A 24005-nucleotide genomic window follows, 5' to 3' on the forward strand; every position below is an offset into this window, starting at 1 on the left:
GGTAAAGGTCATTGAAACATCCTGTATCAGCCCCATTACTGGTGAGCACCTTATCCACTGTGGGTAAGGGCAACGATATTCCCGGCAATCTACGAGGTCGCCATGAACAGCGAAGAACAAACCCTGATCGATGGACTGTTTTCCCGGCTGCAACAGGCCGAAACGGACTCAGCCCCGCGCGACGCCCAGGCCGAAGCGCGGATCAAGGAGCACCTGACTCGCCAGCCAGCGGCGGGCTATTTCATGACCCAGGCGATTCTGGTGCAAGAGGCAGCCATCAAGAGCCTCGACGAACAGAACAAGCAACTCACCCAACAAGTCCAGCAATTGCAGGCCGAACTGCAACAGGCCAAGGCGCAGGCAGCCGCGCCGGCACCGAGCAGCGGCGGCTTTTTGTCGAGCATCTTCGGGGGTAGCTCCCGTGACCCGCAACCTGCACCGACTCAAAGCGCAGCCCCCTCAAATGGCGGCTGGCGTGAACCGGGGCAGCCATCGTTCAGCTCGCAGCCGCCGCAAAACTTCGGCGCTCCACCTGCTCAGCAGAATTTCGGAGCGCCGCCTCAGCAGAATTACGCACCGCAACAGCCTGTCGGCAGTGGTTTCCTCGGTGGTGCGTTGAAAACGGCAGCGGGCGTGGCCGGTGGCGTGATGCTGGCGCAAGGCATCAGCAGCCTGTTCCATCACAATCAGCAGCCGGAAGTGGTTGAAGTCATCAAGGAAGAACCGGCCAAGGTCAACGATCAGAGCGACAGCAGCGGTTGGGGCAATGATCAACGCGTGGCTGACAACTCCAGCGATCAGGGCGGTTTCACCGACGCGAATTACGAGGATGACAGTTCATCGTTCTTCGGCGGTGACGACGACGATTCTTTCATCTGACACACCATTCGTCCGGGGCGCGATGGCGCTCCGGGCCGATTATTCGCGGAACTATCGTTCTGGCTGGCATACTGGGCGACTTTTCGGGCCTGGTGCCTGATCCAGCCCGCGCGCCTGTGCGCCAAGACCCCGCGCGCCAGCGCGCTGAGAGGATGTGCGGTGAAAAGAATCGCAGTGTTCGTCGATGTCCAGAACCTCTATTACACCGTGCGTCAGGCCTATGGTTGCCACTTCAACTATGCCGCTTTGTGGGCTGACGTCAGCAAACAAGGGCAGATCGTCGAGGCCTATGCCTATGCGATCGATCGTGGCGACAGTAAGCAGCAGCAGTTCCAGCAGATCCTGCGCAATCTCGGCTTCATCGTGAAGCTCAAGCCCTACATCCAGCGCAGCGATGGCTCGGCCAAAGGCGACTGGGACGTGGGTATCACCCTCGACATCATGGACGCCGCCGATCATGTCGACGAAGTGGTGCTGGCCTCTGGCGACGGTGATTTCGACATGCTGCTGGAGCGCATCATTGCCAAGCACGGCGTGCAAGCGGTGGCCTACGGCGTGCCGGGGCTGACGGCCAATTCGCTGATCCGCGCCGCCAGTCGTTATGTGCCGATCGAAGGCGCGTTGCTGCTCAAGAATTGATTTTTACGGAGTTGAAACAGGTTTGGAACGCATAGCAGTCATCGACTTTGAGACCACCGGGATCTCCCCGAGCAGCAGCTGCCGGGCCACGGAAATTGCCGTGGTGATTCTTGAACAGGGGCGCATCGTCGAGCGTTACCAAAGCCTGATGAACGCGGGCGTGCGGGTACCTGCCTTCATCGAACAACTGACCGGCATCAGCAACGCCATGCTGCGCACCGCGCCTTCGGCCGAGCAAGTGATGAACGAGGTCAACGAATTCGTCGGCATCACACCGCTGCTGGCGCACAACGCTGCGTTCGACCAGAAGTTCTGGGACTACGAGCTCGGGCGGATCAAGCGCACACGCTTGCAGAACTTTGCCTGCTCGCTGTTACTCGCCCGCCGCCTGATGCCCGCCGCGCCGAACCACAAACTCGGCACCCTCACCACCTTCGCCAGCCTGCCCGATACCGGCAAGGCTCACCGGGCCATGGCCGACGCGGAAATGGCGGCCAACCTGACGGCGCATCTGGCCCAGGAGTTGTGGCAAAAGCACGGGTTGCGTGAGTTGTCCCATGATTTGTTGTGCAGCTTGCAGAAAGTGCCGGCGGCGAAGATCAATGAGCATCTGAAGCGGCATCGTGGGTTCTGAGTCGAACCTAAACCCTGTGGGAGCTTGGCACATCACGCTTTGCCATTCCCCTCCAGTTGCCCTAACGGCACCCGCTTCTCGATGGCGCTGGACAACACAATCGAGGTCTTGCTGAACCCGAACGTGGCAATCCGGTTGATCAACTCTTCCAGCTCCGGCATCGAGCCCACCGCCGCTTGCATGATCACGCACGGATCACCGGTGACGCGATGGCACTCGGTCAGCTGTGGGATTTTGATCAGTTCGTCGTAGGTTTTCTGGTTACCGTGCTGGTTCAGGCGCAGTTCGATGACGCACTGGATCGGCAGGCCGATCTTGGACATGTCGACTTTCGCCTGGTAACCGGTGATCACCCCACAGGCCTCAAGTTTGGCGACGCGTTCGGCCACTGCCGGAGCGGACAGGTTCACCTTGCGCGCCAGATCGGCGTAGGACGCACGACCGTTTTCCAACAGGGCGCTGAGGAGCATGCGGTCGTATTTGTCCATCGTGGCATTCCTGAAAAATGACTGACTTTCGAAAGCACGGTTTATAGCGTCGAACTCCGTGTTTTGAAAAGTGTGCCGGCGCTATAAACAGGTTTTGTAGCTTATTTTCCGTGGTTGGCCTTTCTAGAATAGCTGCTCTCTTTGTCTTGTTCTCGAGCTGCCCATGCCTGGCCTACGCCGTTTTTCCTTACCGCTGATCGCTGCTTTTTTCGCGCTGTACGTGATTTGGGGATCGACCTACCTGGTGATTCGAATCGGCGTGCAGTACTGGCCGCCGTTGTTGCTCGCCGGTATCCGCTTCGTGATCGCCGGAACGTTGATGTACGCGTACCTGCGCTGGCGTGGGGCACCGGCACCGACCTGGGCGCAGTGGAAAGCGGCGGGGATCATCGGGATCTTGCTGCTGACGTGCGGTAACGGTGCGGTGAGCGTCGCCGAGCATACGGGCGTGGCCTCTGGCGTGGCCGCGCTGGCGGTGGCGACGGTGCCGCTGTTTACCTTGCTGTGCGGATATTTCTGGGGCGCGCGTAATACCCGTCTCGAATGGGCCGGGATTGTGCTCGGGCTGATCGGCATTGCCATGCTCAACCTCGGTTCAAACCTGCAGTCGAGCCCGTTGGGCGCGGCATTGTTGGTGTTCGCGGCGGCGTCCTGGGCCTTCGGCTCGGTGTGGAGCAAACACTTGCCGTTGCCTCAAGGCGCGATGGCCAGTGCCGTGGAAATGCTGGTGGGCGGCGTGGTGTTGCTGATCGGCAGCGCGGCGAGCGGCGAGCGTCTCGAAAGTCTGCCGCCGATCGAAGGCTGGGCGGCGCTGGCGTACCTGACGATTTTCGGTTCGATCATTGCCTTCAATGCCTACATGTACCTGCTGAAACATGTGCGTCCGGCGGCGGCCACCAGTTATGCCTACGTCAACCCGGCGGTGGCGGTGTTGCTGGGGATCGTATTTGTTGGCGAGACCATCGGTATCGAGGAGGCGCTGGCCATGGCGGTGATCATCAGTGCCGTGGTGTTGATCGGGATGCCGCAGTGGCGCCGTGCTGCAGATCGGCCTGCCGCAGTGGTGCCGACAGAATCCCGCGCGAATTAGGGTAAACTGCGCGCCATTGCACACTTGTTTCGCACAATCGCGCTGATTTTTCCTACGGTACTCCCATGACTTTCGCCACCCTTGGCCTGATCGAACCCTTGCTGCGCGCCCTCGAGACGCTTGGCTACCAGACTCCGACGCCGGTTCAGACGCAAGCGATTCCGGCGGTGCTGGCCGGTCGCGACCTGATGGCCGCGGCCCAGACCGGCACCGGCAAAACCGCTGGTTTCGCCTTGCCGCTGTTGCAATTGCTGGCCATGGAAGGGCCGAAAGTCAGCGCCAACTCGGTGCGCGCACTGATTCTGGTGCCGACCCGCGAGCTGGCCGAGCAGGTTCACGAAGCGGTGCGCCAGTACGCCGAGAACCTGCCGTTGAGCACCTACGCGGTATACGGCGGCGTCAGCATCAACCCGCAAATGATGAAGCTGCGCAAAGGCGTCGACCTGTTGGTGGCGACCCCGGGCCGTTTGCTCGACCTGTTCCGCCAGAACGCGCTCAAGTTCAACCAGTTGCAAACCCTGGTGCTGGACGAAGCCGATCGCATGCTCGATCTGGGCTTTTCTGAGGAACTGGGGAATATCTATAAAGCCCTGCCGAAGAAACGTCAGACGCTGCTGTTCTCTGCAACGTTCTCCGATGCCATCCGCACGCTGGCCGGGCAAATGCTCAACGACCCGCTGAGCGTCGAAGTCAGCCCGCGCAACGTAGCCGCCAACACCGTCAAGCAATGGGTAGTGACGGTGGACAAGAAGCGCAAGCCGGAGTTGTTCGTGCACTTGATGCGCAAGGGCAAGTGGAAGCAGGTGCTGGTGTTCGCCAAGACCCGCAACGGTGTAGACGCGTTGGTGGAAAAACTCCAGGGCCTGGGCGTCAATGCCGACGGTATTCACGGCGATAAACCTCAGGCGACCCGTCAGCGGGCGCTGGATCGGTTCAAGGCCAGCGAAGTGCAGATCCTTGTGGCCACCGACGTGGCAGCACGTGGTCTGGATATCGAAGATTTGCCATTGGTGGTCAACTTCGACCTGCCGATCGTGGCAGAGGACTACATCCACCGCATCGGTCGTACCGGCCGTGCGGGTGCAACCGGGCAGGCGATTTCGCTGGTCTGCGCCGATGAAGTGAATCAGCTGTCAGCCATCGAGATGCTGACCCGTCAGACGTTGACTCGTCAGATGGAGCCGGACTTCGAACCCGAGCACCGCGTGCCGGATACCGATGCCAGCGGTCAGGTGATCAAAAAGCCGAAAAAACCGAAGAAGCCCAAGGCCTCCGGTGGTGGCAAGCGCAACCTGGGTAAATGGGTCGAGAGCGGTGAGGCATCGGCGCCGGAGCCTTCGATCAAGCCTGTGCGTAAAGTACCGGTGTTCAATACCGGGCCGCGCAAGCGTAAGCCTTGATTAGCTGCGGCGCCTGTTAGGCCGCCATCGCGAGCAGGCTCGCTCCCACATTGACCGTATTCCTATGAAAGAACTCGGTCACCTGTGGGAGCGAGCCTGCTCGCGATGGGCGCGACACGGTGTTCAATCCTTGCGCCGCAACCACTCCACCATCCCCAACCCCGCCGCTCGCCCGCTGGCGAAACACGCGGTCAGTAGATAGCCGCCGGTCGGCGCTTCCCAATCGAGCATTTCCCCGGCGCAGAACACGCCGGGCAGTTGCTTGAGCATCAAACGTTCATCCATCGCCTCGAACATCACGCCGCCAGCGCTGCTGATGGCTTCGTCCAATGGCCGGGTTTTCACCAGTGTCAGCGGCAATGCCTTGATCGCTTTGGCCAGCAATGCCGGGTCGGCAAAACAGTCAGCCGGTGTCAGTTCCCGCAACAACGCTGCTTTTACGCCATCAAGCCCAAGCTGACTGTGCAGGTGTTTGGCCATGGAACGTGAGCCGCGCGGTTTGCTCAGCGCCGCCTGGATTTTATCCACAGGCTTGCCTGGCAACAGGTCGAGGTGAACGGTCGCTGAGCCATGCTGATTGATCGCTTCGCGGATCGGTGCGGAGAGGGCGTAGATCAAACTGCCTTCAATCCCCGTGGCGGTGATCACACACTCGCCGAGCCGTGGCACGTCGTTATTGAGGCCGATGGCGATGTTTTTCAGCGGGGCGCCTGCGAATTTGCTGACCATCAATTCGCTCCAGGCTTGGACCTCGAAGCCGCAATTACTCGGTTGCAACGGCACCAGTCCTACACCTCGCTGTTCCAGTGGCAACATCCAGGCACCGTCCGAGCCAAGACGCGACCAGCTGCCGCCGCCGAGTGCCAGCAGGGTCGCATCCGCGTGAACGTTTTTTTCGCCTTCGGGGCTGTCGATACGCAAGTCACCGTTGTTATCCCAACCGAGCCAGCGATGGCGGGTGTGGATAACTACGCCGGCATCGCGCAGGCGTTTGAGCCAGGCACGCAACAGGGGCGCGGCTTTCATGTCGGTAGGAAACACCCGGCCGGAGCTGCCGACAAAGGTTTCGATACCCAGGTCGTGAATCCATTGGCACAGGGCTTCGGCGCCGAAGGCCCGCAACAGCGGCGCAATCTGCGGCGCCCGTTCGGCATAGCGTGAGAGAAATGCCGGGTAGGCTTCGGAGTGGGTGATGTTCATGCCGCCGACTCCGGCGAGAAGGAATTTTCGCCCCACTGAAGGCATGCCGTCGTACAGATCGACCTTGACCCCGGCCTGGCTCAACACTTCAGCCGCCATCAAGCCGGCGGGGCCGCCGCCGATGATGGCGACGTGATGGGGAAGGGACGTGGAGGGCTGGGTCATGGCGAGAGCTGCGGCGTGGCGGAATAAGCCGCGCATTCTAGCAGTGCACGATAACTGTGGGAGTGGCGGTGCGGCGATCCGACTTGCCCGCGATAGCGAACTGTCAGGCAACAAAGTTGTTGAATGTGCCGGCCTCATCGCGGGCAAGCCCGCTCCCACAGGGGGTGATGGTGTTTTCAACGGTGGTTAAAAAACAACCACCGCTCTGTAGCCTATACCCCGCATGGGCTGCAGACCCTTTCACTCAGGTTATCCACAGGCGGTTCCACAGGCATTGTGGGTAAAGACCCACACATCAATGACAACCTGATGACTGCCAGACCCGCTGGGCACTGTGATGGAGGATGCCATGACGGCGCGCCAGGGCCTTGCGGTCCTTGCTGTAGCCGCCGCCGATCACACCGACCACCGGGATATCCCGGCCCAGGCAATGGCGCATCACGCTTTCATCGCGCGCGGCGACGCCTTCGTCTGTCAGCTTCAGATAACCCAGAGCGTCGTCCTTGTGCACATCGACGCCGGCGTCATACAGCACCAGGTCTGGTTGGTAGAGCGGCAGCAAATAGTTGAGCGCATCGTCCACCACCTTCAGGTAATCGGCATCGCCCATGCCCATCGGCAACGGGATGTCCCAATCACTTTCGGCTTTGCGTGCAGGAAAATTCTTTTCGCAGTGGAGGGAAACGGTCACTGCCTCCGGAGTGTTGTGCAGGATTCGTGCAGTCCCATCGCCTTGATGCACATCGCAGTCGAAGATCAGCACCCGATTCACTCGGCCACTTTCCAGCAGGTAATGGCTGATCACCGCCAGGTCATTGAAGATGCAGAACCCGGCAGGGTGATCGTAATGCGCGTGGTGCGTGCCGCCGGCCAAGTGACAAGCCAAACCATGTTCCAGCGCCTGTTCGGCCGCCAGCAGCGAACCGCCGACTGCCCGCACCGTGCGCCGGGCCAGTGCTTCGCTCCAGGGCAGGCCGAGACGTCGCTGGTCTTCGCGGGACAACTCGCCGTCCATGTAGCGCGCGATATACGCAGGGTCATGGGCGAGGGCGAGAATATCCGCCGGGCACAGGTCCGGGCGCAGCAGGTCGATGTCACGGGTCAGGCCACTGTCCACCAGGTGATCGCGCAGCAGGCGAAACTTGTCCATGGGGAAGCGGTGATCCGCCGGGAACTCGGGGCTGTAGTCTTCGTGGTAGATCAGGGGCAGGGGCATGGCTGATTTATCGGGGAAGGCATGTAGGAATGAGTGAACGATCCTACCAGCGATGTAGACTTGCGGCATGGAAACAGAGGGGAGGGGCACGATGGAGCCGATACTGGAACTCGAAAGCGCGCGACTGTCGTTACGGCAGTGGCACGATGAGGATTTGCCGGCGTTTGCGGCGATGTGCGCCGATCCACAGGTGATGCGTTATTTTCCGGAGCCCTTGAGTCGGCTGGAAAGTGCCGCGCTGATCGGTCGGGTTCGCGGGCACTTTGCCGAGCATGGTTTCGGCCTCTGGGCACTGGAGCGCAAGGACACGGGAGCGTTCATCGGGTTTACCGGGCTGAGTGTGGTCGGTTTCGACGCGCCGTTCACGCCGGCCATCGAGATCGGCTGGCGCCTGGCGCGCGAGCACTGGGGCCTGGGTTATGCCAGCGAGGCGGCGTGGACCGCTCTGCGCTGCGGGTTTGACCGGTTGGCGCTGCAGGAGGTCGTGGCGTTCACCACTGAAACCAATCTGCCTTCGCAAAAAGTCATGCAGGCAATCGGTATGCAACATGCCCCCGCCGATGACTTCGAGCACCCCAGGCTTGCAGCGGATCATCCGCTGCGCCCGTATGTTTTGTACCGCATCACCCGTGAGCAATGGCTGCAAACCTTGCATGGATAAGCAGGCGCGGATGTTTACAATGGTCCTCATATTGAAGCGGGCCATAAACTGAATCGACCGCTGCAGCCAAGACTGCGCGGCATTGCTTTGTGTGAGGAGAGTCTGAATGAGCCAAGTGTTGGAAGATCTGGTAGACCTGCTGACCCTGGAGCCGATTGAAGAAAACCTGTTCCGTGGCCGCAGCCAGGACCTGGGTTTCCGTCAGTTGTTCGGCGGCCAGGTGCTCGGCCAGTCCCTGTCGGCGGCCAGTCAGACCGTCGAAGAAACCCGCCATGTGCACTCGATGCACGGCTATTTTCTGCGTCCGGGTGATGCGAAGTTGCCGGTGGTGTATCAGGTCGATCGGGTGCGCGATGGCGGCAGTTTCAGCACGCGTCGGGTGACGGCGATCCAGAAGGGCAACCCGATTTTCACCTGCAGTGCTTCGTTCCAGTACGACGAAGAAGGCTTCCAGCACCAGAGCGAAATGCCGCAAGTGGTCGGCCCGGAAAATCTGCCGTCGGAGCTGGAGCTCACTCAGCAGCGCGCGCACCTGATCCCCGAGCACATGCGCGAAAAACTGCTGTGCCCGAAACCGATCGAATTCCGGCCGGTGACCGAGAAAGATCCCTACAACCCGCAGCCTGCCGATCCGGTCAAATACGTCTGGTTCCGCGCTGACGGTGCGTTGGCCGACATTCCGGCGCTGCACAAATACCTGCTGGCCTACGCTTCGGACTTCGGTTTGCTGACCACCTCGATGCTGCCCCACGGCAAATCGGTCTGGCAGAAAGACATGCAGGTCGCCAGCCTTGATCACGCGTTGTGGTTCCATGCCGACCTGCGTGCCGATGACTGGTTGCTGTACGCCATGGACAGCCCGTGGGCCGGCAACTCGCGCGGGTTCTCCCGTGGCAGCGTGTTCAACCGTGCCGGACAACTGGTGGCCTCGGTCACTCAGGAAGGCCTGATTCGTCATCGCAAGGATTGGGCATGAGCCTGGCCGACGTCCGGTACTGGGTGTTCGACATGGACGGCACCCTGACCGTGGCCGTGCATGACTTCGCGGCGATCCGCGTGGCATTGGCGATTCCTGCAGAACACGACATTCTGACCCACCTCGCTGCGCTGCCGGCCGAAGAAGCGGCGGCCAAGCATGCGTGGCTGCTGGAGCATGAACGGGATCTGGCACGGGGTTCGAAACCGGCGCCGGGCGCGGTGGAACTGGTGCGTGAGTTGGCCGGGCGCGGTTATCGTCTGGGCATTCTCACGCGCAATGCTCGCGAGCTGGCGCATGTCACGCTGGAGGCGATTGGCCTGGCCGATTGCTTTGCGGTGGAGGATGTACTGGGCCGCGATGAGGCACCGCCCAAACCGCACCCCGGTGGTTTACTGAAACTGGCCGAGGCCTGGAAGGTGCCGGCGAGCGAAATGGTGATGGTCGGTGATTACCGCTTCGATCTGGATTGCGGCCGGGCGGCGGGAACGCGGACGGTGTTGGTGAACCTGCCGGATAATCCGTGGCCGGAATTGACCGATTGGCATGCGCGCGATTGCGTGGAGTTGCGGCAGCTGCTGTCGGCTTGAGGAATTGGTCGTCTGGTTAACCGCTATCGCGGGCAAGCCCGCTCCCACAGGGTTATGCACCATCCTTGTGGGAACGGGCTTGCCCGCGATGGCGTCAGATCAGACACCGCAAAAACTCACTGCCCGAACAACGCCTTCTGCCCCTCAGGCGAGGTAAACATTCCGTCCCCACTGTGCCCGACCCCGGGCACTTCGATCAGCTGCTGACTCAACCCTTGAGGATGGCGGCGTTTCAGATAATTGAAAAAGTTACGCCCGCGAATCAAACGAGAAGCGCCCTGGGCTTTGGCTTCACAACTTTTATCCAGCGCCGGGTGATTCGGGTCGATGTCCTGCTGCCCGAGCAAATAAACGATGTCACGTTTGACGTAGTTTTCTTCCAGCTGCGCGGGCGTTTGCCCGTCGGCATAGGCGGGCAAGTCCGCGAGCCCGTACTTCCAGCGGTTGAAGTTCGGACAGCTCGCGTGGCTGAAAGCCGCCGGCCGTTGTTCATTGAAGTAGGCGTACGACGAAGGATTGGCGATTACATAGCGTAATTTCACCCCCGCTGTGTCGAGGGCTGGCTGAGGGTGGCTCAACAAGGCGTAACGCTGAACCACCTGAGCGCCGCCGGAGTGACCGGCGATGACGATTTGCTTCACGTCCGGAAACTGTCGCCGATCCCCCAGGCGAGCGATGATTTCATCGAGCGCCGCATAGGAACTCAAGGTAAATGGCGCTGTGGATAAGCCGCCGGCCATCCAGTCATTGCCCCGCCAGCGTAAAACGCTGTCAGGCACCGGGTGGCTCGCGATGTCGGTTTCATTGAGAAACTGCGGGGCGAGCACCAAGGTGTTCTCGCTTTGCCCGGCTTGCTCGGCGGCGTGCTCGGCGCTCTGGCGGTAGGTTTCAGCGTTGCGCAAACGACCATGGATGATGATCAGTACCCGTTCGATCTTCTTCGCCGGTGTCGGGCCGATGCCCACCGCGATTTCGCCGGCGCTCAATAGCAGGCGCCCGGAACTGATCGCCTTGACCCCCTGCTCGGCAGCCTGGGTACTTGCGCAAGTGATCAACAGAGCCAGCAGCCACCTGCGCATTACAGATTCTTCGCGGCAAAGGTATCGCACTGGCCGATTTCGCCCTGTGCGAATCCGGCTTTGAACCAGCGCACCCTTTGCGCTGACGTGCCATGAGTAAACGAGTCCGGTACCACGCGGCCCTGACCTTGCTGTTGCAAGCGGTCATCGCCGATGGCGTTGGCGGCGTTCAGGGCTTCTTCGATGTCACCGGGTTCCAGCCAGTTCAGGCGCTTCTGCGCATTGTTGGCCCAGACCCCGGCCAGGCAGTCGGCTTGTAGCTCTTGCCGTACCAGCAAACCACCGTCGCCCTCCATTTGCCGGCCCTGCTGCCGAGCGGTCTGAATCTTCGCCGAAACGCCAAGCAAGGTCTGCACGTGGTGTCCGACTTCGTGAGCGATCACGTAGGCTTGGGCGAAATCACCTGCGGCGGAAAAGCGTTGCGACATTTCCTGGAAGAAACTCATGTCCAGGTAGACCTTCTGGTCCGCCGGGCAATAGAACGGACCGGTCGCCGACGTCGCCAATCCGCACGCCGAGTTCACCTGATTGCTGAACAGCACCAGGGTCGGGTCTTTATATTGCCGACCGGCTTGCTGGAAAATCTGGCCCCAAGTGTCTTCGGTGTCGCCGAGGATCGAGCGCACGAATTCGGCACCTTCATCATTGGCCGGTGGTGCCTTGCGGGTTTGGGGAGTGGCCGGGGCCGATTGCTCGCTCATTTGCCCGGTCAATTGACCGAGGATCTGCATCGGGTCCTGGCCGGTGATCCAGCCGATCCCGACGATCAACAGGATCGCCGTCAGGCTCAGGCCCTTGCCCCCGCCGAAGCGCATCCCGCCGCCCCCACCGCCGACATCATCGCCACGGGCATCAACCACGTTGTCGCTGCGTCGGCCTTTTTTCCAAAGCATGGGGGGAATCCTCGGTTGAATATGGTGATGAGTGTTGCTGGTCAGTGAAAGCGGCGCCAGTCCGGTCGTCTGTCTTTTACTGCACACGGAATATTTCAGACTTGTATTGAACGAGGTTAGCCCAGCGAATTCCTTCAGCGCGACAGGTTTTTACCGAGCGGGCGAATGCTTGCCTCGAGAGTCGCTGATCAAACTCACTCGATACCGGCGATATGGCGTGCAGCGATGTAGCCGAAGGTCAGCGCCGGGCCAAGATTGATGCCCCCGGCGGGATAGTGCCCGCCCATGATGCTGGCCATGTCGCCGCCCGCCGCGTACAACCCGGCGATGACCTGTGCCGATTCATCGAGAACTTGCGCGTGTTTGTTGACCTTGAGCCCGGCGAAGGTGCCAAAGCAGCCGGGCTGCACCTTCACCGCGTAGAACGGGCCTTGTTCAATCGGCGCGACGCACGGGTTGGGCTGCTGCGATGCATCGCCCTGTTTGCGGTTGTAGGGCGTCGAGCCACGACCAAACAACGGATCTTCACCGTTGCGTGCATGCCGGTTGTATTCATCCACCGTGCTGCGCAATCCGTTTGGGTCGATGCCGCAGGCCAGGGCCAATTCCTCGACAGTGTTGCCGGTTTTCAGATAACCACTGCGGATAAAGGATGACAGCGGCACTGGAAAAGGCCGAGAAATCCCCAAGCCATAACGCCGCTGAAAACCATGGGTGCAGATCAGCCAGGAGGCGACTTCTTCGCCCTGCGGTGCGGCGGCGACCATGGCCGTCACGTAGTCGTAATAGCCGTCGGCTTCGTTGACGAAGCGCCGGCCGTTGCTCAGTACGCCGATGACCCCCGGTTTGCCGCGCTCGATGATGTGTGGGAAGTGGCCGATGCTGCCGTCACTGTGCGGCACTTGCGAAACCGGCGCCCAGGCCACGGGCGATGCCATGTCGATGTTGACTCGCGCACCAGCGCTTTCGCCCAATCGCAAACCATCACCTGTGACGCCGAGAGGCGGTAGGGCCAGGTGTTCGTTGCCGGTCGGTGTGCGAGGGAACAGCGCCTTGCGCCGCTCGATGTCATTGGCAAACCCGCCTGCGGCGAGCACCACGGCCTTGCGTGCATGGATGCGGGTTTTACCTTTGGCGGTACTGACTACCGCGCCTCGGACCTGATCGCCTTCGCGAAGCAACTCGGTCACCGGTGCCGATTCCCAGAGCAATACACCCAAGTCTTCGGCAGACTTCGCCAGCCGTGCGATCAGCGCAACACCGTTGACCAGTTGCATCGCCCGGCCATGAACGGCGAGGTCGAGCAGGTGTCGGGCAAAGCGGCGGGTCACGTGCCACGCAGCGGGCAAAGAGCGAGTCAGGTTGAGAAATGCGCTCAGGTCCGCCCCCGCCATGATCGGCATGCCCATGAACGAAGTTTCCCGCATGGTTTTACGAAGACGCTTCAGTAGCTTGCCGACTTTTCGCCCGTCATAAGGCGCAGCGATCACCGACCGTCCGCCGGTGCCGGCACCCGGTGTGTCGCCATGAATGTCGGCGATGGTGTTGCCGTCGGCGAATTGCAGGGAGGTGTGCCGCTCGAAGAACGCGACCATTTGCGGGCCAGCCTCAAGGAACGCGTCGATCATCGCCGGATCGTAACGCTCACCCAACTCGTGTTTCAGGTAGGTGCGCGGTTGCTCGACGTCTTCGACGATGCCGGCACGACGCGCCAGGGGATTGCACGGCACCCAGGCCCATCCACCGGACCATGCCGTGGCGCCGCCGAATACCGGGTCTTTCTCGACCACGATCACTTTCAAGCCATGCCAGGCCGCGGTAACGGCCGCGGACAAGCCGGCCGCGCCGGAGCCGACGATCAGCACATCGCATTCGATGTCCGCAAGGAGGTGAGATTCGGCAGGCATCGTTTAAAAGCTCCAGATTATTTTTTGGAATTAGATTCCAAAAAATATAAAGACTTGATTGACCTCGGCAACCATTCTCGGTGTAAAGAGGGCGGTTATCGGACAGCGGGTTCCAGATTTCGCATTACATGGTTTGTCTTCTAGAATCGGCAAAATTTCGAGTGGAATCCCCCCATGGCCGGTAGTCAGATCGAACGTGTTTTCAGCGTGCTGGAAAGCCTCACCAGTGATCCTCGCGGCCTGCCGATGCAGACGCTGGCGGAGCAACTGGACATCCCTAAAAGCGCGACTCACCGGCTGCTCGCCGAGCTGATTCGGCTGGGTTACGTGCGACAGAATCCAGAGAACCTGCGCTATCACCTGTCGACCAAACTGGTGGCGATGGGTTTCCGTTACCTGTCGAGCAGCGGCGCGGATATCGTGCAGCCGGTGCTCGATCGCCTGGCCGAGGAAACCGGTGAACTGGTGCGCCTTGGCGTTATTGAAGGCGAGCGCCAGGTCTGGATCGCCAAGTCTCAAGGCGCTCGCTCGGGGCTGCGTTACGACCCGGACATGGGTCGTGATGCGCCATTGTTCTACACCGCCTCGGGTCACGCATGGCTGGCGTGCATGAGCGATGCTGAAGCGTTGTCGCTGGTGGAGCGTCAGGGGAGCGAACGGCCGAAAGACCTGGGGCCGAATGCGCCGCGATCCAACATTGAATTACTGGAACGTTTGCGTCTGGCGCGAGAGCAGGGCTACGCCTGGGTCGAAGAAAGTTCGGCCGTGGGCACCTCGGCGATTGCGGCGGTGGTGCGCCACCCAGGCGACGGTCGAGTGATCGGTGTGCTGAGCATTGCCGGGCCAAGCGCGCGGATGCCGGGGGCGCGGCTGCATGAGTTGGCGCCGTTGTTGTTGAAATTTACTGAAGAGCTGTCGGCGGCAAGCCTGGCATCTGAGTTGTTCAGCTGACGTTTCAAAAGATCGTGTGCGCTGTTCGCACACTTTTGTGGTTCGCCCGTGTAAGAATCTGGAACCAGGTTCTAAATTGTCGGAATTCATCCTTCCGACAATAATCACAAGAGGACCGCACCGTGACTTCGCCCCTTCGCATCGCCCTGATCGGTGCCGGCAACATGGGTCAGCAGCATTACCGGCATCTGCAAACCCTGACGCAAGCGACGTTGTGTGCGGTGGCCGATCCTGGCCCACAAGCGGCAGGCTTCGCGGCCGAATGGGGCGTGGGGTATTTCGCTGATCACCGTCAGATGCTGGAGCAGGTGAAGCCAGATGCGGTCATCGTCGCCAACCCGAACACACTCCACGTCAGCACTGCACTCGATTGCCTCGCCGCCGGCGTGCCGGTGCTGCTGGAAAAACCGGTCGGTGTGCACCTGGATGAAGCGCGCGAACTGGTGGCTGCATCGAAAACCACCGGCATCCCCGTGCTGGTCGGCCATCATCGCCGGCACAATCCGTTGATCGTTCGCGCCCATGAGCTGGTGCAGGGCGGCGCTTTGGGGCAGCTGACGACGGTGACGGCGCTCTGGCAGCTGCGCAAACCCGACAGCTATTTCGAAACGCAGTGGCGCCGCGAGCCCGGTGCAGGGATGTTGCTGACCAACCTGATTCACGACCTCGACCTGCTGCGCCATCTGTGTGGCGAAGTGCGGCAGGTGCAGGCGATCACCAGCAATGCGGTGCGCGGGTTTGCCAACGAAGATTGTGCGGCGGTGTTGCTGCAATTCGACAATGGCGCACTGGGCAGCCTGACCGGTTCCGACGCGGTGGCGGCGCCCTGGAGTTGGGAGCTGGATTCCGGGGAGAACCCGGTCTATCCGTGCCAGGCCGATCAGCCCTGTTACTTGCTGGCCGGGACGGGCGGTGCATTGAGCATTCCGCAGCTCAAGCGCTGGCACTACGCCGACGTCGATGGCGGATGGCACCAACCGTTGCTGGCAGAACAAGAAAGCTTCAGCGCCGATGAAGCGTTGCGTTTGCAGTTGCAGCATTTCGTGCGCGTGGCGCGCCGGGAAGTCGAACCCTTGGTGAGCGCTGCCGATGCTGCGCGCACCCTGGCGCTGGTTGAGGCGATTCGCGAGGCCGCCGAAACCGGTCGCGCCTGCACCCCGATGTTGATCGAGGAATGAACATGAGTGAGCGGATTTTTTCCTTGGCCAGCCTGACGGTGCTGGAGTTGTCTCCGCCAGAGATGGTCGAGGTTGCAGCACGGGCCGGATACAGCCATGTCGGACTGCGCCTTGAACCTGCGACAGCCGAAGAACATCACTTTGCGCTGGTAGCCGATGTCGGTTTACGGCGTGAGACGCTGGCGCGGCTGCGCGACACGGGCATTCGTGTGCTGGATGTTGAAATCCTGCGCCTTAAACCGCAAACCATCGTCACCGACTTCGAGAAGATTCTGGCGGTCGGAGCAGAGTTTGGTGCCAGTGAACTACTGGTGGCCGGTAACGATTCTGACGAACAGCGACTCACCGAGAACTTCGCCCGGTTGTGCGATCTGGCGGCATCTTATGGGCTGCATCCGCACCTGGAGTTCATGCCGTGGACCGATGCGCGCGATCTCGAACAAGCGGTGCGCGTCGTCGAAAACGCTGACCGTGAAAACGGCGCGGTGTTGGTGGACGCGTTCCATTTCGACCGATCGGGTTCGCGGCTGGAAGATCTGGCCAAAGTTGCCCCGTCACGGTTACGGTACACACAGTTATGCGATGTCGCGGGGCCACGGCCAACGGACATGGCGGAGATCTTGCGTCAGGCACGCAACGAGCGACGTTTTCCGGGCGATGGCGATTGTGATCTGGCGGAGTTGTTGCAGTGTTTGCCGGCCGATATCCCGTTAAGCCTGGAGATTCCCACCGTGAAGTTGCTGGAGCAGGGCGTGAGCGGGTTGCAGCGGGCGCAGATGGCGTTGGATAAAACCCGGGAATTGTTGGCGCGGCGGTAAGCGGTGCTGCGCACCTATCGCGGGCAAGCTCCCACAGATTATCCAGTGTTCCTGTGGGAGCTTGCCCGCGATGCTTTTGAACTCAGATGTAAAAAAGGATTGCCAATGACCATCAGCACCCCGCTCTCCGGTGTAAACCAACCCTTCAAAGGGATTCTGCTGATCGTCGTCGCGACCTTTCTGTTTTCCAGTCACGACGCTTTGTCGAAGTATCTATCGGGCTTCTATCCGATCGTCATGGTGGTCTGGGCCCGCTATGTGGTTCACACCTTGCTGATGGCCGGGATTTTTCTGCCGCAATCCGGGCTGCGAGTCCTGCGCACCAAACGGCCGTTGCTGCAGTTGCTGAGGGCGTTGTGCCTGTTGGGCACCAGTTTGTTTTTCACCACCGGTTTGCAGTACATCCCGTTGGCCGAAGCCACGGCGGTCAACTTTCTCGCACCGGTTCTGGTCACCGCGCTGTCGGTGCCACTGCTGCGTGAGCGGGTCACCCGTGGCCAATGGATCGCGGTGATTTGCGGATTTGTCGGTGTATTGATCATCGTCCACCCCGGCGGTGATCTGTTCACGCCAGCAGTCTTGCTGCCGCTTTGTTCGGCGCTGTTTTTCTGCTTCTATCAATTGCTCACCCGCAAGCTCAGTGAAATCGACAGCCCGACCACCAGTAACTTTTTCGCCGGCCTGTGCAACACCCTGGTGATGAGCGCACTGGTGCCGTTCTTCTGGCAAGTGCCAAGCCTTGGGCATGGATTGATGATGGTTGCGCTGGGCGCCTGCGGGATGACGGCGCACCTGTTTCTGACCCAGGCGTTCCGTCACGCCGCCCCCGCGCTGCTGGCGCCGTTCGGCTATTGCCAGATTGTCTTTGCCGGTTTGCTCGGCTGGCTGTTGTTTGCTCACACGCCGACCCTGACCACGGTGGTCGGCATCGCCGTGATTTGCTGCAGCGGGTTGGCGGCGGCGTGGCAACAAAGCCGCCGCTGAAGCCGGTCAAAACCTGAAGCGCACCACCAGGTTTTGCAAGCCGGCCGCCAATCGGGACAACTCCTGGCTGGTGGCGCTGGTCCGGGTGGCGGCATCGGCGCTTTCCAGCGACAGGTCGCGGATGTTCAGCAGATTGCGATCCACCTCACGGGCCACTTGCGCCTGTTCCTCGGAAGCACTGGCGATCACCAGATTACGCTCATGGATCTGCTCCATCGCCCGGGTGATTTCTGCCAGCGCCAGCCCGGCCTGTTCAGCAATCGACAAGGTTTCGGCGACACGCTGACTGTTGTCGTGCATCGACATCACCACACTGTCGGTGTCGCCCTGAACCCGACCAATCATCTGTTCGATCTCCCGGGTTGATTGCTGAGTGCGATGCGCCAGCGCCCGAACTTCATCGGCCACCACCGCAAAACCGCGCCCGGCTTCCCCGGCTCGCGCGGCCTCGATGGCGGCATTGAGCGCGAGCAGGTTGGTTTGTTCGGCGATGGCGCGGATCACATCCAGCACCTTGCCGATTTCCCGGGACTGCTCGGCCAGGGTCTGAACCTGTTGCAGCGCGATGCCTGCGTTGCTGCTCATCGCCTGAATCGAATCCAGGGTTTCAATCACCCGCGCCTGGCCCTGGCTGGCTTGCTGTGTGGACTGTCTGGTGCTGTCGGAAGTCGACACCGCGTTGCGCGCCACTTCTTCCACCGCGACGGTCATTTCGTTGACAGCCGTGGCGGCCTGCTCGATTTCATTGTGTTGCTGTTGCAGTCGGCTGGAATCCTGCTGAGTGCTCTGATTCATCTGCAGGGCGGCGGCGGCCAGTTGAGTCGACGTGCCGCTGATCAGTTGCAGGGTTTCCCGCAGGCTGGTTTGCATGGCCGACAGGGCCTTGAGCAAGCGTGCGGTTTCATCGGCACCGAGGCTGCGGATTGGTTGACTCAGGTCGCCGGCGGCCACTTGTTCGGCCACCTCGACCGCCTGACGGATCGGCATGACGATGCTGCGAATCAACAGCCAGGCCAGGCACAGGGTCAGGAGCGCAACCGCTATCAGCGCACCGATCACGGTGATTTTTACCTGGTTGTAGAGCGCGTCAGCCTGGTTGGCCGAGAGGCTGACTTCATTGGCGGAAAGGGCCATCAATTCGGCGAACTGATCACCGGTCTGAGTCGAGTAATCCTGGATTTTTCCATTGAGCAACGCGGTCATTTCTTCGCTGCGGTTCTCCCGCGACAGCGCTTCGTATTGCGCCAGCGCCTGGCGGTAGCTGGTGACGGTGGCGACGAACTTTTCGTACGGCCCCCGGTTGTAATCACCGACCAGCGGGGTGAATTTTTCCAGCGTCTCTGCAAGCCAACCCTGCACTTGGTGCAGGCGTGTGACGGTGGCATCGAGCACCTTTGGATCGCGGTTGAGCGCCATGCGCAGGCTGAGCACGCGAATACTCAGGATGTAGTCGCGGACTTCACCCAGGTAGCGAATGCTGGGTAGGGAGATGTTCTCAGTGTGCTGACCGGTGGCGCGGACCTGCGCGACCTGTTTGAGGGCGAACAGTCCCTGCAGCAGGACCAGCAAGGCGATGACGCCGAAGCTGATTACGGCACGCTTGGCGATGCTCAAGTTACCTGGCGACATGGTGTGCCTCTGTGGCTTTGGGAAAAAGGGACGAAATGGATAAATCGCGCACATAAAAAAACGCAGGCCCGGGATCAGGCCTGCGTTTGAGGTGCATCAATCTTTTATGGTCGGAATCTTGCGCGGTGCCATGAAGTACATCCAGGTCAATGCAATGAAGTACATCGCCGGAATCATGGTGAACAGCACGGTGTAGTTGTTGTTGGTGATGGTCAGAATGTGGCCGACCAACTGGGTCATGAACATCCCGCCGATCGCCGCGCACATGCCGCCGAAGCCGAACACCGTACTCATCATGTGTTTAGGCGTGTAGTCCATCACCAGGCTCCAGATGTTCGCGGTCCAGGCCTGGTGCGCGCCGATGGCCAGGGAGATGGCGAATACCGCGAGCCACAGGCTGCTCGAACCGGCGGCCATGACCACGCCGATGATGCAGCAGGCGAACAGGAACATGGACATCAGTCGGGCCTTGATCGGGTTGATCCCGCGACCGATCAGGAACGAAGACAGGATCCCGCCGCCGACGCTGCCGAAGTCAGCCGTGAGGTAGATGATGATCAGCGGAATACCCATCTGGGTCACGTTGATCCCCAGGTTGTATTGCTGATTGAGGAACGGCGGCAACCAGTACAGGTAGAACCAGAACACCGGCGCGGTGATCGAGTAGGCGAGGGCGAAGGCCCAGGTGCCACGCATGCGCAGGATTTTCGAGAACGGTACGCGGGACTGTTCTGGCTCGACTTCCTTCTGGATGTAGTCCAGTTCCGATTGTTTAACGCTCGGGTGGTCTTCCGGGTTGAAGTACTTCAGACCCCAGAACAGCAACCAGACGCCGCCCAGTGCCGACATGCACAGGAACGCGGCCTGCCAGCCCCAGGCGTGAAGGATCAGTGGCAGCAACATTGGCGTGAACATCGCACCGACGTTGGTCCCGGCGTTGAAGATACCGGTGGCCACGGCGCGCTCGCCAGCAGGGAACCACAACCGGGTGGTTTTCACGCAGGCCGGGTAGTTGGCGGCTTCAGTCAGACCGAGAATGAACCGGCAGACCATGAAGCCGGCCGCCGAAGTGGCCAGGCCATGAGCGCCGGTGGCCAGGCTCCAGAGCAGTACCGCGAAGAAGAACACGCGCTTCACGCCGACCCGGTCGATCAATCGGCCTTGCAGCACGAAACCGACGGCGTAGCCGAACTGAAACCAGAAGTTGATGTTGGCGTAGTCCATCGCCGTCCAGCTCATTTCCTTGGCGAGGATCGGTTGCATGACGCCCAGAGCAGCGCGGTCGATGTAGTTCAGGGTGGTGGCGAAAAACACCAGCGCCAGCATCCCCCAACGGGTTTTTCCGACGGCCATGGCGCCGCGGATTTTGTCGCCGATACCGCCAGTGGCGACGCTTTGGGCCGAAGCCACGCGAGAGCTTTCCGTTTGCGAGCTTTGAGAAGGAAACATGTGTGTGCCATCCGTTCAATGACTGACAAGCGAGGCTTGTCGGGACTTCAAGGGCGCGTGATCAATCGATGGCGACGGGCGCGGGTGAGATTGATCGGCTGAGGTGTTCTCGTCAGGTGACGACAACGTTTTATTCAGCGAGCGGCACGGTTCGGTCGAGGGGGCGCAAGGTTCGGATGGACACCAGGTCTGGCGTGAGGTCGGTGGAGCAAGCAAACAAGGCGTTGAATGAGCGCATGAGCGTGTACCCGTTTTTTGAAATTTTTATGTGGTGTTCAGGGTCTTTGGTAACCGAGTCCATGGGGTTGTGACCGGACTCAATGTGGTGTCGATGGTGCGCAGTGGACGAAAAATCGTCAATTCGCCAACCGCCATTGTGTTCGATAATCGCCCGCAAAACTAACCGGGTAGTACACTTTGAATTGCTGTGTGGATTCGTCAAGCCAATAATTTACCCAACAAGAATGTCCCATCCACCGGGAGTCGACACATGCAGCGTTCCATTGCCACCGTTTCCTTGAGCGGTACCCTGCCGGAAAAACTCGAAGCCATTGCCGCCGCCGGTTTTGACGGGGTAGAAATTTTCGAAAACGACCTTCTTTACTACGACGGCAGTCCGCGGGAAATCAGGCAGATGTGCGCCGATCTCGGTATCGCCATCACACTGTTCCAACCCTTCCGGGACTTCGAAGGTTGCCGCCGCGATCGCCTGCCGCGCAATCTGGAGCGGGCCGAGCGCAAGTTCGATTTGATGCAGGAGCTGGGCACCGACCTGGTGCTGGTGTGCAGCAACGCTTCGGCCGACTCCATCGGTGATGAGCAGATCCTGGTCGACGATTTGCGCCTGCTCGCCGAACGGGCTGGCGCTCGTGGTTTGCGGATCGGCTACGAGGCACTGGCCTGGGGCCGACACGTGAACACGTATCAACAGGTGTGGAACATCGTTCGCCAGGCCGACCATCCGAACCTTGGCGTGTTGCTGGACAGTTTTCATACGCTGTCGCTCAAGGGCGACCCAAGCGCCATCGCCGAAATTCCCGGTGACAAGTTCTTCTTCGTGCAAATGGCCGACGCGCCGATCCTGGCCATGGATGTGCTGGAGTGGAGCCGGCATTTCCGTTGTTTCCCGGGCCAGGGCGAATTCGATCTGCCGGGGTTCCTCGCACCGATCATCAAGAGTGGCTACACCGGCCCGCTGTCGCTGGAGATCTTCAACGACGGCTTCCGCGCCGCGCCACCCCGGGCCAATGCCGCCGACGGCTTGCGTTCGTTGCTGTACCTGGAGGAGAAAACCCGCGAGCGTCTGGAGCAGGAAGCTGCGCCTGTGGCCAATCGCGACATTCTGTTCGATACCCCAGGCGCCAGCGAATACAACGGCATCGAGTTTCTTGAGTTCGCCGTGGACGAAAGCCTCGGCGCCAAGCTGTACCATTGGCTGGAGCGGCTGGGTTTCGTCAAGGCCGGGCAACACCGTTCCAAGAACGTCAGCCTGTTGCGTCAGGGCGATATCAACCTGATCCTCAACTCCGAACCTTATTCCTTCGCCCACAGTTTTTTCGAGGCCCATGGGCCATCGCTGTGCGCCACCGCCGTGCGGGTCAAGGACAGCGCCAGTGCGCTGGCCCGAGCCGTGGCTTATAAAGGCCAGCCGTATCGCGGGCTGGTAGGCCCCAATGAGCTTGAACTGGCAGCGGTGCGTGCGCCGGACGGCAGCCTGATTTACCTGGTGGACCAGAATGCCGATGTCTATGGCACCGACTTCAATCTGAAACCCGCAGCCGTGACCAGCGGTGGCCTCAAACGCATCGACCACATGGCGATGGCGCTGCCAGCCGATAGCCTCGACAGTTGGGTGCTGTTCTATAAAAGCCTGCTGGATTTCGAAGCCGACGATGAAGTGGTGCTGCCCGACCCGTATGGTCTGGTGAAGAGCCGTGCCTTGCGCAGCCGCTGCAGTTCGATCCGCCTGCCGCTGAACATTTCCGAGAACCGCAACACCGCGATCTCACACGCGCTGTCGAGTTATCGCGGTTCCGGCGTGCATCACATCGCTTTCGATTGTGACGACATCTTTGCCGAAGTCAGCCGCGCCAAGGAGGCGGGCGTGCCGTTGCTGGATATTCCGCTCAACTACTACGATGACCTCGCCGCGCGGTTCGATTTCGACGACGAATTCCTCAGCGAGCTGGCGTATTTCAACGTGCTCTACGACCGCGATGCTCAGGGTGGCGAGCTGTTTCACGTGTACACCGAGCCGTTCGAAGGGCGGTTTTTCTTTGAAATCATCCAGCGTAAAAACGGCTATGCGGGTTACGGCGCGGCCAACGTAGCCGTGCGACTGGCGGCCATGGCCAAATCCAGAAGTGGTGGCGTACGTCAGACAAAGTTGTAGGAAAATCGTAAACACGGGTACAAAACCGCTGCCACGTGGCTTCCTTCACTGTGCGCAGCGGCCCATAATCGCCCACTTGTGCAGTGATGGCCGTGAGCCCGCAATGACAATAATTTCAGAACTCTCCGCAGCGCCCGAAAAGCCAATTGCCGAGCCTCGCAAGAGTCGCAAGAACAACCCGGAAAAAACCCGCGAGAACATCCTTCAAGAGGCTATTGTCGAGTTCGTCCAGCAGGGGCTTTCCGGTGCGCGCGTCGATGCGATCGCCGAGCGCATCCACACCTCAAAACGCATGATCTATTACTACTTCGGCAGTAAGGAGCAGCTCTACGTCGAGGTGCTGGAAAAACTCTACGGGGATATCCGCAGCACCGAAAGTCGCTTGCACCTGGCCGAACTGGCGCCGGTGGAGGCGATTCGGCGGTTGGTGGAATTCACCTTCGATCACCATGATCGCAACGTCGATTTCGTGCGTATCGTCTGCATCGAGAACATTCACAACGCCGAGTATGTGAAACGCTCCGATGCCATCAAGGCGATGAACAACACCATCCTCGATTCATTGGGCGAGATTTTGCGTCGCGGGGCCGCGGAGGGAGTATTTCGCGCCGGCCTCGATCCGCTGGATGTGCACCTGCTGATCAGTTCATTTTGCTTCTATCGCGTGTCGAACCGTCATACCTTCGGTGAGATCTTTCAGATCGACTTGCCGGACGAAAGCATCAAGCAGCGTCATCGGGAGATGATCTGCGAGTCGGTGTTGCGCTACCTGCAGGCCTGACACCTT

At 60.5% G+C, this 24005-nt stretch carries 22 protein-coding genes; 14 read left to right on the forward strand and 8 right to left on the reverse strand.

Annotated features, from left to right (window positions below; all coding sequences use genetic code 11):
• Positions 1 to 102: 102 nt before the first annotated feature.
• From J3D54_RS12340 to J3D54_RS12350, 3 genes are all read left to right on the forward strand, one after another.
• A complete protein-coding gene (locus J3D54_RS12340) occupies positions 103 to 879 on the forward strand; it encodes a DUF2076 domain-containing protein (RefSeq protein WP_253418400.1) in 777 nt (258 codons plus the stop codon).
• 159 nt (positions 880 to 1038) lie between these two features.
• On the forward strand, positions 1039 to 1518 hold the full coding sequence (locus J3D54_RS12345; protein WP_253418402.1) for an NYN domain-containing protein: 480 nt from the start codon (positions 1039 to 1041) through the stop codon (positions 1516 to 1518).
• Between the two features lie 22 nt (positions 1519 to 1540).
• Entirely contained in the window at positions 1541 to 2152 is a 612-nt protein-coding gene (locus J3D54_RS12350) for a PolC-type DNA polymerase III (protein WP_253418404.1), read from the forward strand.
• Positions 2153 to 2184: 32 nt separating this feature from the next.
• Here the strand turns inward: J3D54_RS12350 and J3D54_RS12355 are convergent, their stop codons facing one another.
• Positions 2185 to 2640 carry an Lrp/AsnC family transcriptional regulator gene (locus J3D54_RS12355; RefSeq protein ID WP_253418407.1) on the reverse strand — a complete coding sequence of 152 codons (456 nt, stop codon included), beginning with the start codon at positions 2638 to 2640 and terminating at the stop codon, positions 2185 to 2187.
• 163 nt (positions 2641 to 2803) lie between these two features.
• Between J3D54_RS12355 and yedA the strand changes: the two genes are divergently transcribed.
• Both yedA and J3D54_RS12365 read left to right on the forward strand, forming a co-directional pair.
• Positions 2804 to 3730 (forward strand): drug/metabolite exporter YedA, encoded by a 927-nt coding sequence (yedA, locus tag J3D54_RS12360; RefSeq protein ID WP_253418409.1) that lies wholly within the window; start codon positions 2804 to 2806, stop codon positions 3728 to 3730.
• A gap of 65 nt (positions 3731 to 3795) precedes the next feature.
• Entirely contained in the window at positions 3796 to 5130 is a 1335-nt protein-coding gene (locus J3D54_RS12365; RefSeq protein ID WP_253418411.1) for a DEAD/DEAH box helicase, read from the forward strand.
• A gap of 123 nt (positions 5131 to 5253) precedes the next feature.
• On the opposite strand, the gene J3D54_RS12370 is transcribed toward J3D54_RS12365, so the two are convergent.
• Positions 5254 to 6495: a TIGR03862 family flavoprotein gene (locus tag J3D54_RS12370; RefSeq protein WP_253418413.1), complete on the reverse strand. Its 1242-nt coding sequence runs from the start codon at positions 6493 to 6495 to the stop codon at positions 5254 to 5256.
• Between the two features lie 295 nt (positions 6496 to 6790).
• Positions 6791 to 7711, reverse strand: coding sequence for a histone deacetylase (locus tag J3D54_RS12375; RefSeq protein ID WP_253418415.1), 921 nt, complete (start codon positions 7709 to 7711; stop codon positions 6791 to 6793).
• 91 nt (positions 7712 to 7802) lie between these two features.
• Between J3D54_RS12375 and J3D54_RS12380 the strand changes: the two genes are divergently transcribed.
• The 3 genes from J3D54_RS12380 (at position 7803) to J3D54_RS12390 (ending at position 9938) form a co-directional block, all read left to right on the forward strand.
• The gene (locus tag J3D54_RS12380; protein ID WP_253418417.1) at positions 7803 to 8372 is read left to right on the forward strand and encodes a GNAT family N-acetyltransferase; all 570 of its coding nucleotides are present in this window, start codon (positions 7803 to 7805) and stop codon (positions 8370 to 8372) included.
• A gap of 106 nt (positions 8373 to 8478) precedes the next feature.
• Entirely contained in the window at positions 8479 to 9348 is an 870-nt protein-coding gene (tesB, locus tag J3D54_RS12385) for an acyl-CoA thioesterase II (RefSeq protein ID WP_253418419.1), read from the forward strand.
• Positions 9345 to 9938 (forward strand): HAD family hydrolase, encoded by a 594-nt coding sequence (locus J3D54_RS12390; RefSeq protein WP_253418421.1) that lies wholly within the window; start codon positions 9345 to 9347, stop codon positions 9936 to 9938. Before tesB ends, J3D54_RS12390 begins: the two co-directional genes overlap by 4 nt.
• Positions 9939 to 10054: 116 nt before the next feature.
• Here J3D54_RS12390 and J3D54_RS12395 read toward each other — a convergent pair whose 3' ends face one another.
• The 3 genes from J3D54_RS12395 to J3D54_RS12405 form a co-directional block, all read right to left on the reverse strand.
• Positions 10055 to 11017, reverse strand: a complete 963-nt coding sequence (locus J3D54_RS12395; protein WP_253418424.1) for an alpha/beta fold hydrolase — start codon at positions 11015 to 11017, stop codon at positions 10055 to 10057.
• Positions 11017 to 11910: a neutral zinc metallopeptidase gene (locus J3D54_RS12400; protein WP_253418427.1), complete on the reverse strand. Its 894-nt coding sequence runs from the start codon at positions 11908 to 11910 to the stop codon at positions 11017 to 11019. The genes J3D54_RS12395 and J3D54_RS12400 overlap by 1 nt, the downstream gene beginning before the upstream one ends.
• A gap of 194 nt (positions 11911 to 12104) precedes the next feature.
• Positions 12105 to 13817, reverse strand: coding sequence for an FAD-dependent oxidoreductase (locus tag J3D54_RS12405; RefSeq protein ID WP_253418429.1), 1713 nt, complete (start codon positions 13815 to 13817; stop codon positions 12105 to 12107).
• A 174-nt stretch (positions 13818 to 13991) separates the two neighbouring features.
• On the opposite strand from J3D54_RS12405, the gene J3D54_RS12410 reads away from it, so the two are divergent.
• The 4 genes from J3D54_RS12410 to J3D54_RS12425 all read left to right on the forward strand — a co-directional run bounded on the left by J3D54_RS12410 (position 13992) and on the right by J3D54_RS12425 (position 17748).
• Complete coding sequence (locus tag J3D54_RS12410; protein ID WP_019650918.1) at positions 13992 to 14768, forward strand: IclR family transcriptional regulator; 777 nt, start codon at positions 13992 to 13994, stop codon at positions 14766 to 14768.
• A gap of 122 nt (positions 14769 to 14890) precedes the next feature.
• A complete protein-coding gene (locus J3D54_RS12415; protein ID WP_253418432.1) occupies positions 14891 to 15946 on the forward strand; it encodes a Gfo/Idh/MocA family protein in 1056 nt (351 codons plus the stop codon).
• A gap of 2 nt (positions 15947 to 15948) precedes the next feature.
• Positions 15949 to 16764 (forward strand): sugar phosphate isomerase/epimerase, encoded by an 816-nt coding sequence (locus J3D54_RS12420; RefSeq protein WP_253418435.1) that lies wholly within the window; start codon positions 15949 to 15951, stop codon positions 16762 to 16764.
• A 105-nt stretch (positions 16765 to 16869) separates the two neighbouring features.
• Positions 16870 to 17748 carry a DMT family transporter gene (locus tag J3D54_RS12425; protein ID WP_253418439.1) on the forward strand — a complete coding sequence of 293 codons (879 nt, stop codon included), beginning with the start codon at positions 16870 to 16872 and terminating at the stop codon, positions 17746 to 17748.
• A 6-nt stretch (positions 17749 to 17754) separates the two neighbouring features.
• Here J3D54_RS12425 and J3D54_RS12430 read toward each other — a convergent pair whose 3' ends face one another.
• On the reverse strand, positions 17755 to 19377 hold the full coding sequence (locus tag J3D54_RS12430; protein ID WP_253418441.1) for a methyl-accepting chemotaxis protein: 1623 nt from the start codon (positions 19375 to 19377) through the stop codon (positions 17755 to 17757).
• A gap of 96 nt (positions 19378 to 19473) precedes the next feature.
• Positions 19474 to 20826 (reverse strand): MFS transporter, encoded by a 1353-nt coding sequence (locus J3D54_RS12435; protein ID WP_253418444.1) that lies wholly within the window; start codon positions 20824 to 20826, stop codon positions 19474 to 19476.
• A gap of 490 nt (positions 20827 to 21316) precedes the next feature.
• Here J3D54_RS12435 and quiC point away from each other — a divergent pair, with 490 nt between their 5' ends.
• A complete protein-coding gene (gene quiC, locus J3D54_RS12440) occupies positions 21317 to 23218 on the forward strand; it encodes a 3-dehydroshikimate dehydratase QuiC (RefSeq protein ID WP_253418448.1) in 1902 nt (633 codons plus the stop codon).
• Between the two features lie 103 nt (positions 23219 to 23321).
• Positions 23322 to 23999 carry a TetR/AcrR family transcriptional regulator gene (locus tag J3D54_RS12445; protein WP_253418450.1) on the forward strand — a complete coding sequence of 226 codons (678 nt, stop codon included), beginning with the start codon at positions 23322 to 23324 and terminating at the stop codon, positions 23997 to 23999.
• Positions 24000 to 24005: the final 6 nt, after the last annotated feature.

The sequence above is a fragment of the Pseudomonas sp. GGS8 genome, from assembly GCF_024168645.1.
Classification (GTDB): Bacteria; Pseudomonadota; Gammaproteobacteria; order Pseudomonadales; family Pseudomonadaceae; genus Aquipseudomonas.

Bases quoted from the DNA above. Each gene is read 5' to 3' on its own strand.
- J3D54_RS12445 (WP_253418450.1), top strand. From the start codon at position 23,322: ATGACAATAATTTCAGAACTCTCCGCAGCGCCCGAAAAGCCAATTGCC.
- J3D54_RS12435 (WP_253418444.1), bottom strand. From the start codon at position 20,826: ATGTTTCCTTCTCAAAGCTCGCAAACGGAAAGCTCTCGCGTGGCTTCG.
- J3D54_RS12395 (WP_253418424.1), bottom strand. From the start codon at position 11,017: ATGCGCAGGTGGCTGCTGGCTCTGTTGATCACTTGCGCAAGTACCCAG.
- J3D54_RS12340 (WP_253418400.1), top strand. From the start codon at position 103: ATGAACAGCGAAGAACAAACCCTGATCGATGGACTGTTTTCCCGGCTG.
- J3D54_RS12400 (WP_253418427.1), bottom strand. From the start codon at position 11,910: ATGCTTTGGAAAAAAGGCCGACGCAGCGACAACGTGGTTGATGCCCGT.
- quiC (WP_253418448.1), top strand. From the start codon at position 21,317: ATGCAGCGTTCCATTGCCACCGTTTCCTTGAGCGGTACCCTGCCGGAA.
- J3D54_RS12430 (WP_253418441.1), bottom strand. From the start codon at position 19,377: ATGTCGCCAGGTAACTTGAGCATCGCCAAGCGTGCCGTAATCAGCTTC.
- J3D54_RS12405 (WP_253418429.1), bottom strand. From the start codon at position 13,817: ATGCCTGCCGAATCTCACCTCCTTGCGGACATCGAATGCGATGTGCTG.
- J3D54_RS12380 (WP_253418417.1), top strand. From the start codon at position 7,803: ATGGAGCCGATACTGGAACTCGAAAGCGCGCGACTGTCGTTACGGCAG.
- tesB (WP_253418419.1), top strand. From the start codon at position 8,479: ATGAGCCAAGTGTTGGAAGATCTGGTAGACCTGCTGACCCTGGAGCCG.
- J3D54_RS12365 (WP_253418411.1), top strand. From the start codon at position 3,796: ATGACTTTCGCCACCCTTGGCCTGATCGAACCCTTGCTGCGCGCCCTC.
- J3D54_RS12420 (WP_253418435.1), top strand. From the start codon at position 15,949: ATGAGTGAGCGGATTTTTTCCTTGGCCAGCCTGACGGTGCTGGAGTTG.
- J3D54_RS12355 (WP_253418407.1), bottom strand. From the start codon at position 2,640: ATGGACAAATACGACCGCATGCTCCTCAGCGCCCTGTTGGAAAACGGT.
- yedA (WP_253418409.1), top strand. From the start codon at position 2,804: ATGCCTGGCCTACGCCGTTTTTCCTTACCGCTGATCGCTGCTTTTTTC.
- J3D54_RS12375 (WP_253418415.1), bottom strand. From the start codon at position 7,711: ATGCCCCTGCCCCTGATCTACCACGAAGACTACAGCCCCGAGTTCCCG.
- J3D54_RS12390 (WP_253418421.1), top strand. From the start codon at position 9,345: ATGAGCCTGGCCGACGTCCGGTACTGGGTGTTCGACATGGACGGCACC.
- J3D54_RS12425 (WP_253418439.1), top strand. From the start codon at position 16,870: ATGACCATCAGCACCCCGCTCTCCGGTGTAAACCAACCCTTCAAAGGG.
- J3D54_RS12410 (WP_019650918.1), top strand. From the start codon at position 13,992: ATGGCCGGTAGTCAGATCGAACGTGTTTTCAGCGTGCTGGAAAGCCTC.
- J3D54_RS12370 (WP_253418413.1), bottom strand. From the start codon at position 6,495: ATGACCCAGCCCTCCACGTCCCTTCCCCATCACGTCGCCATCATCGGC.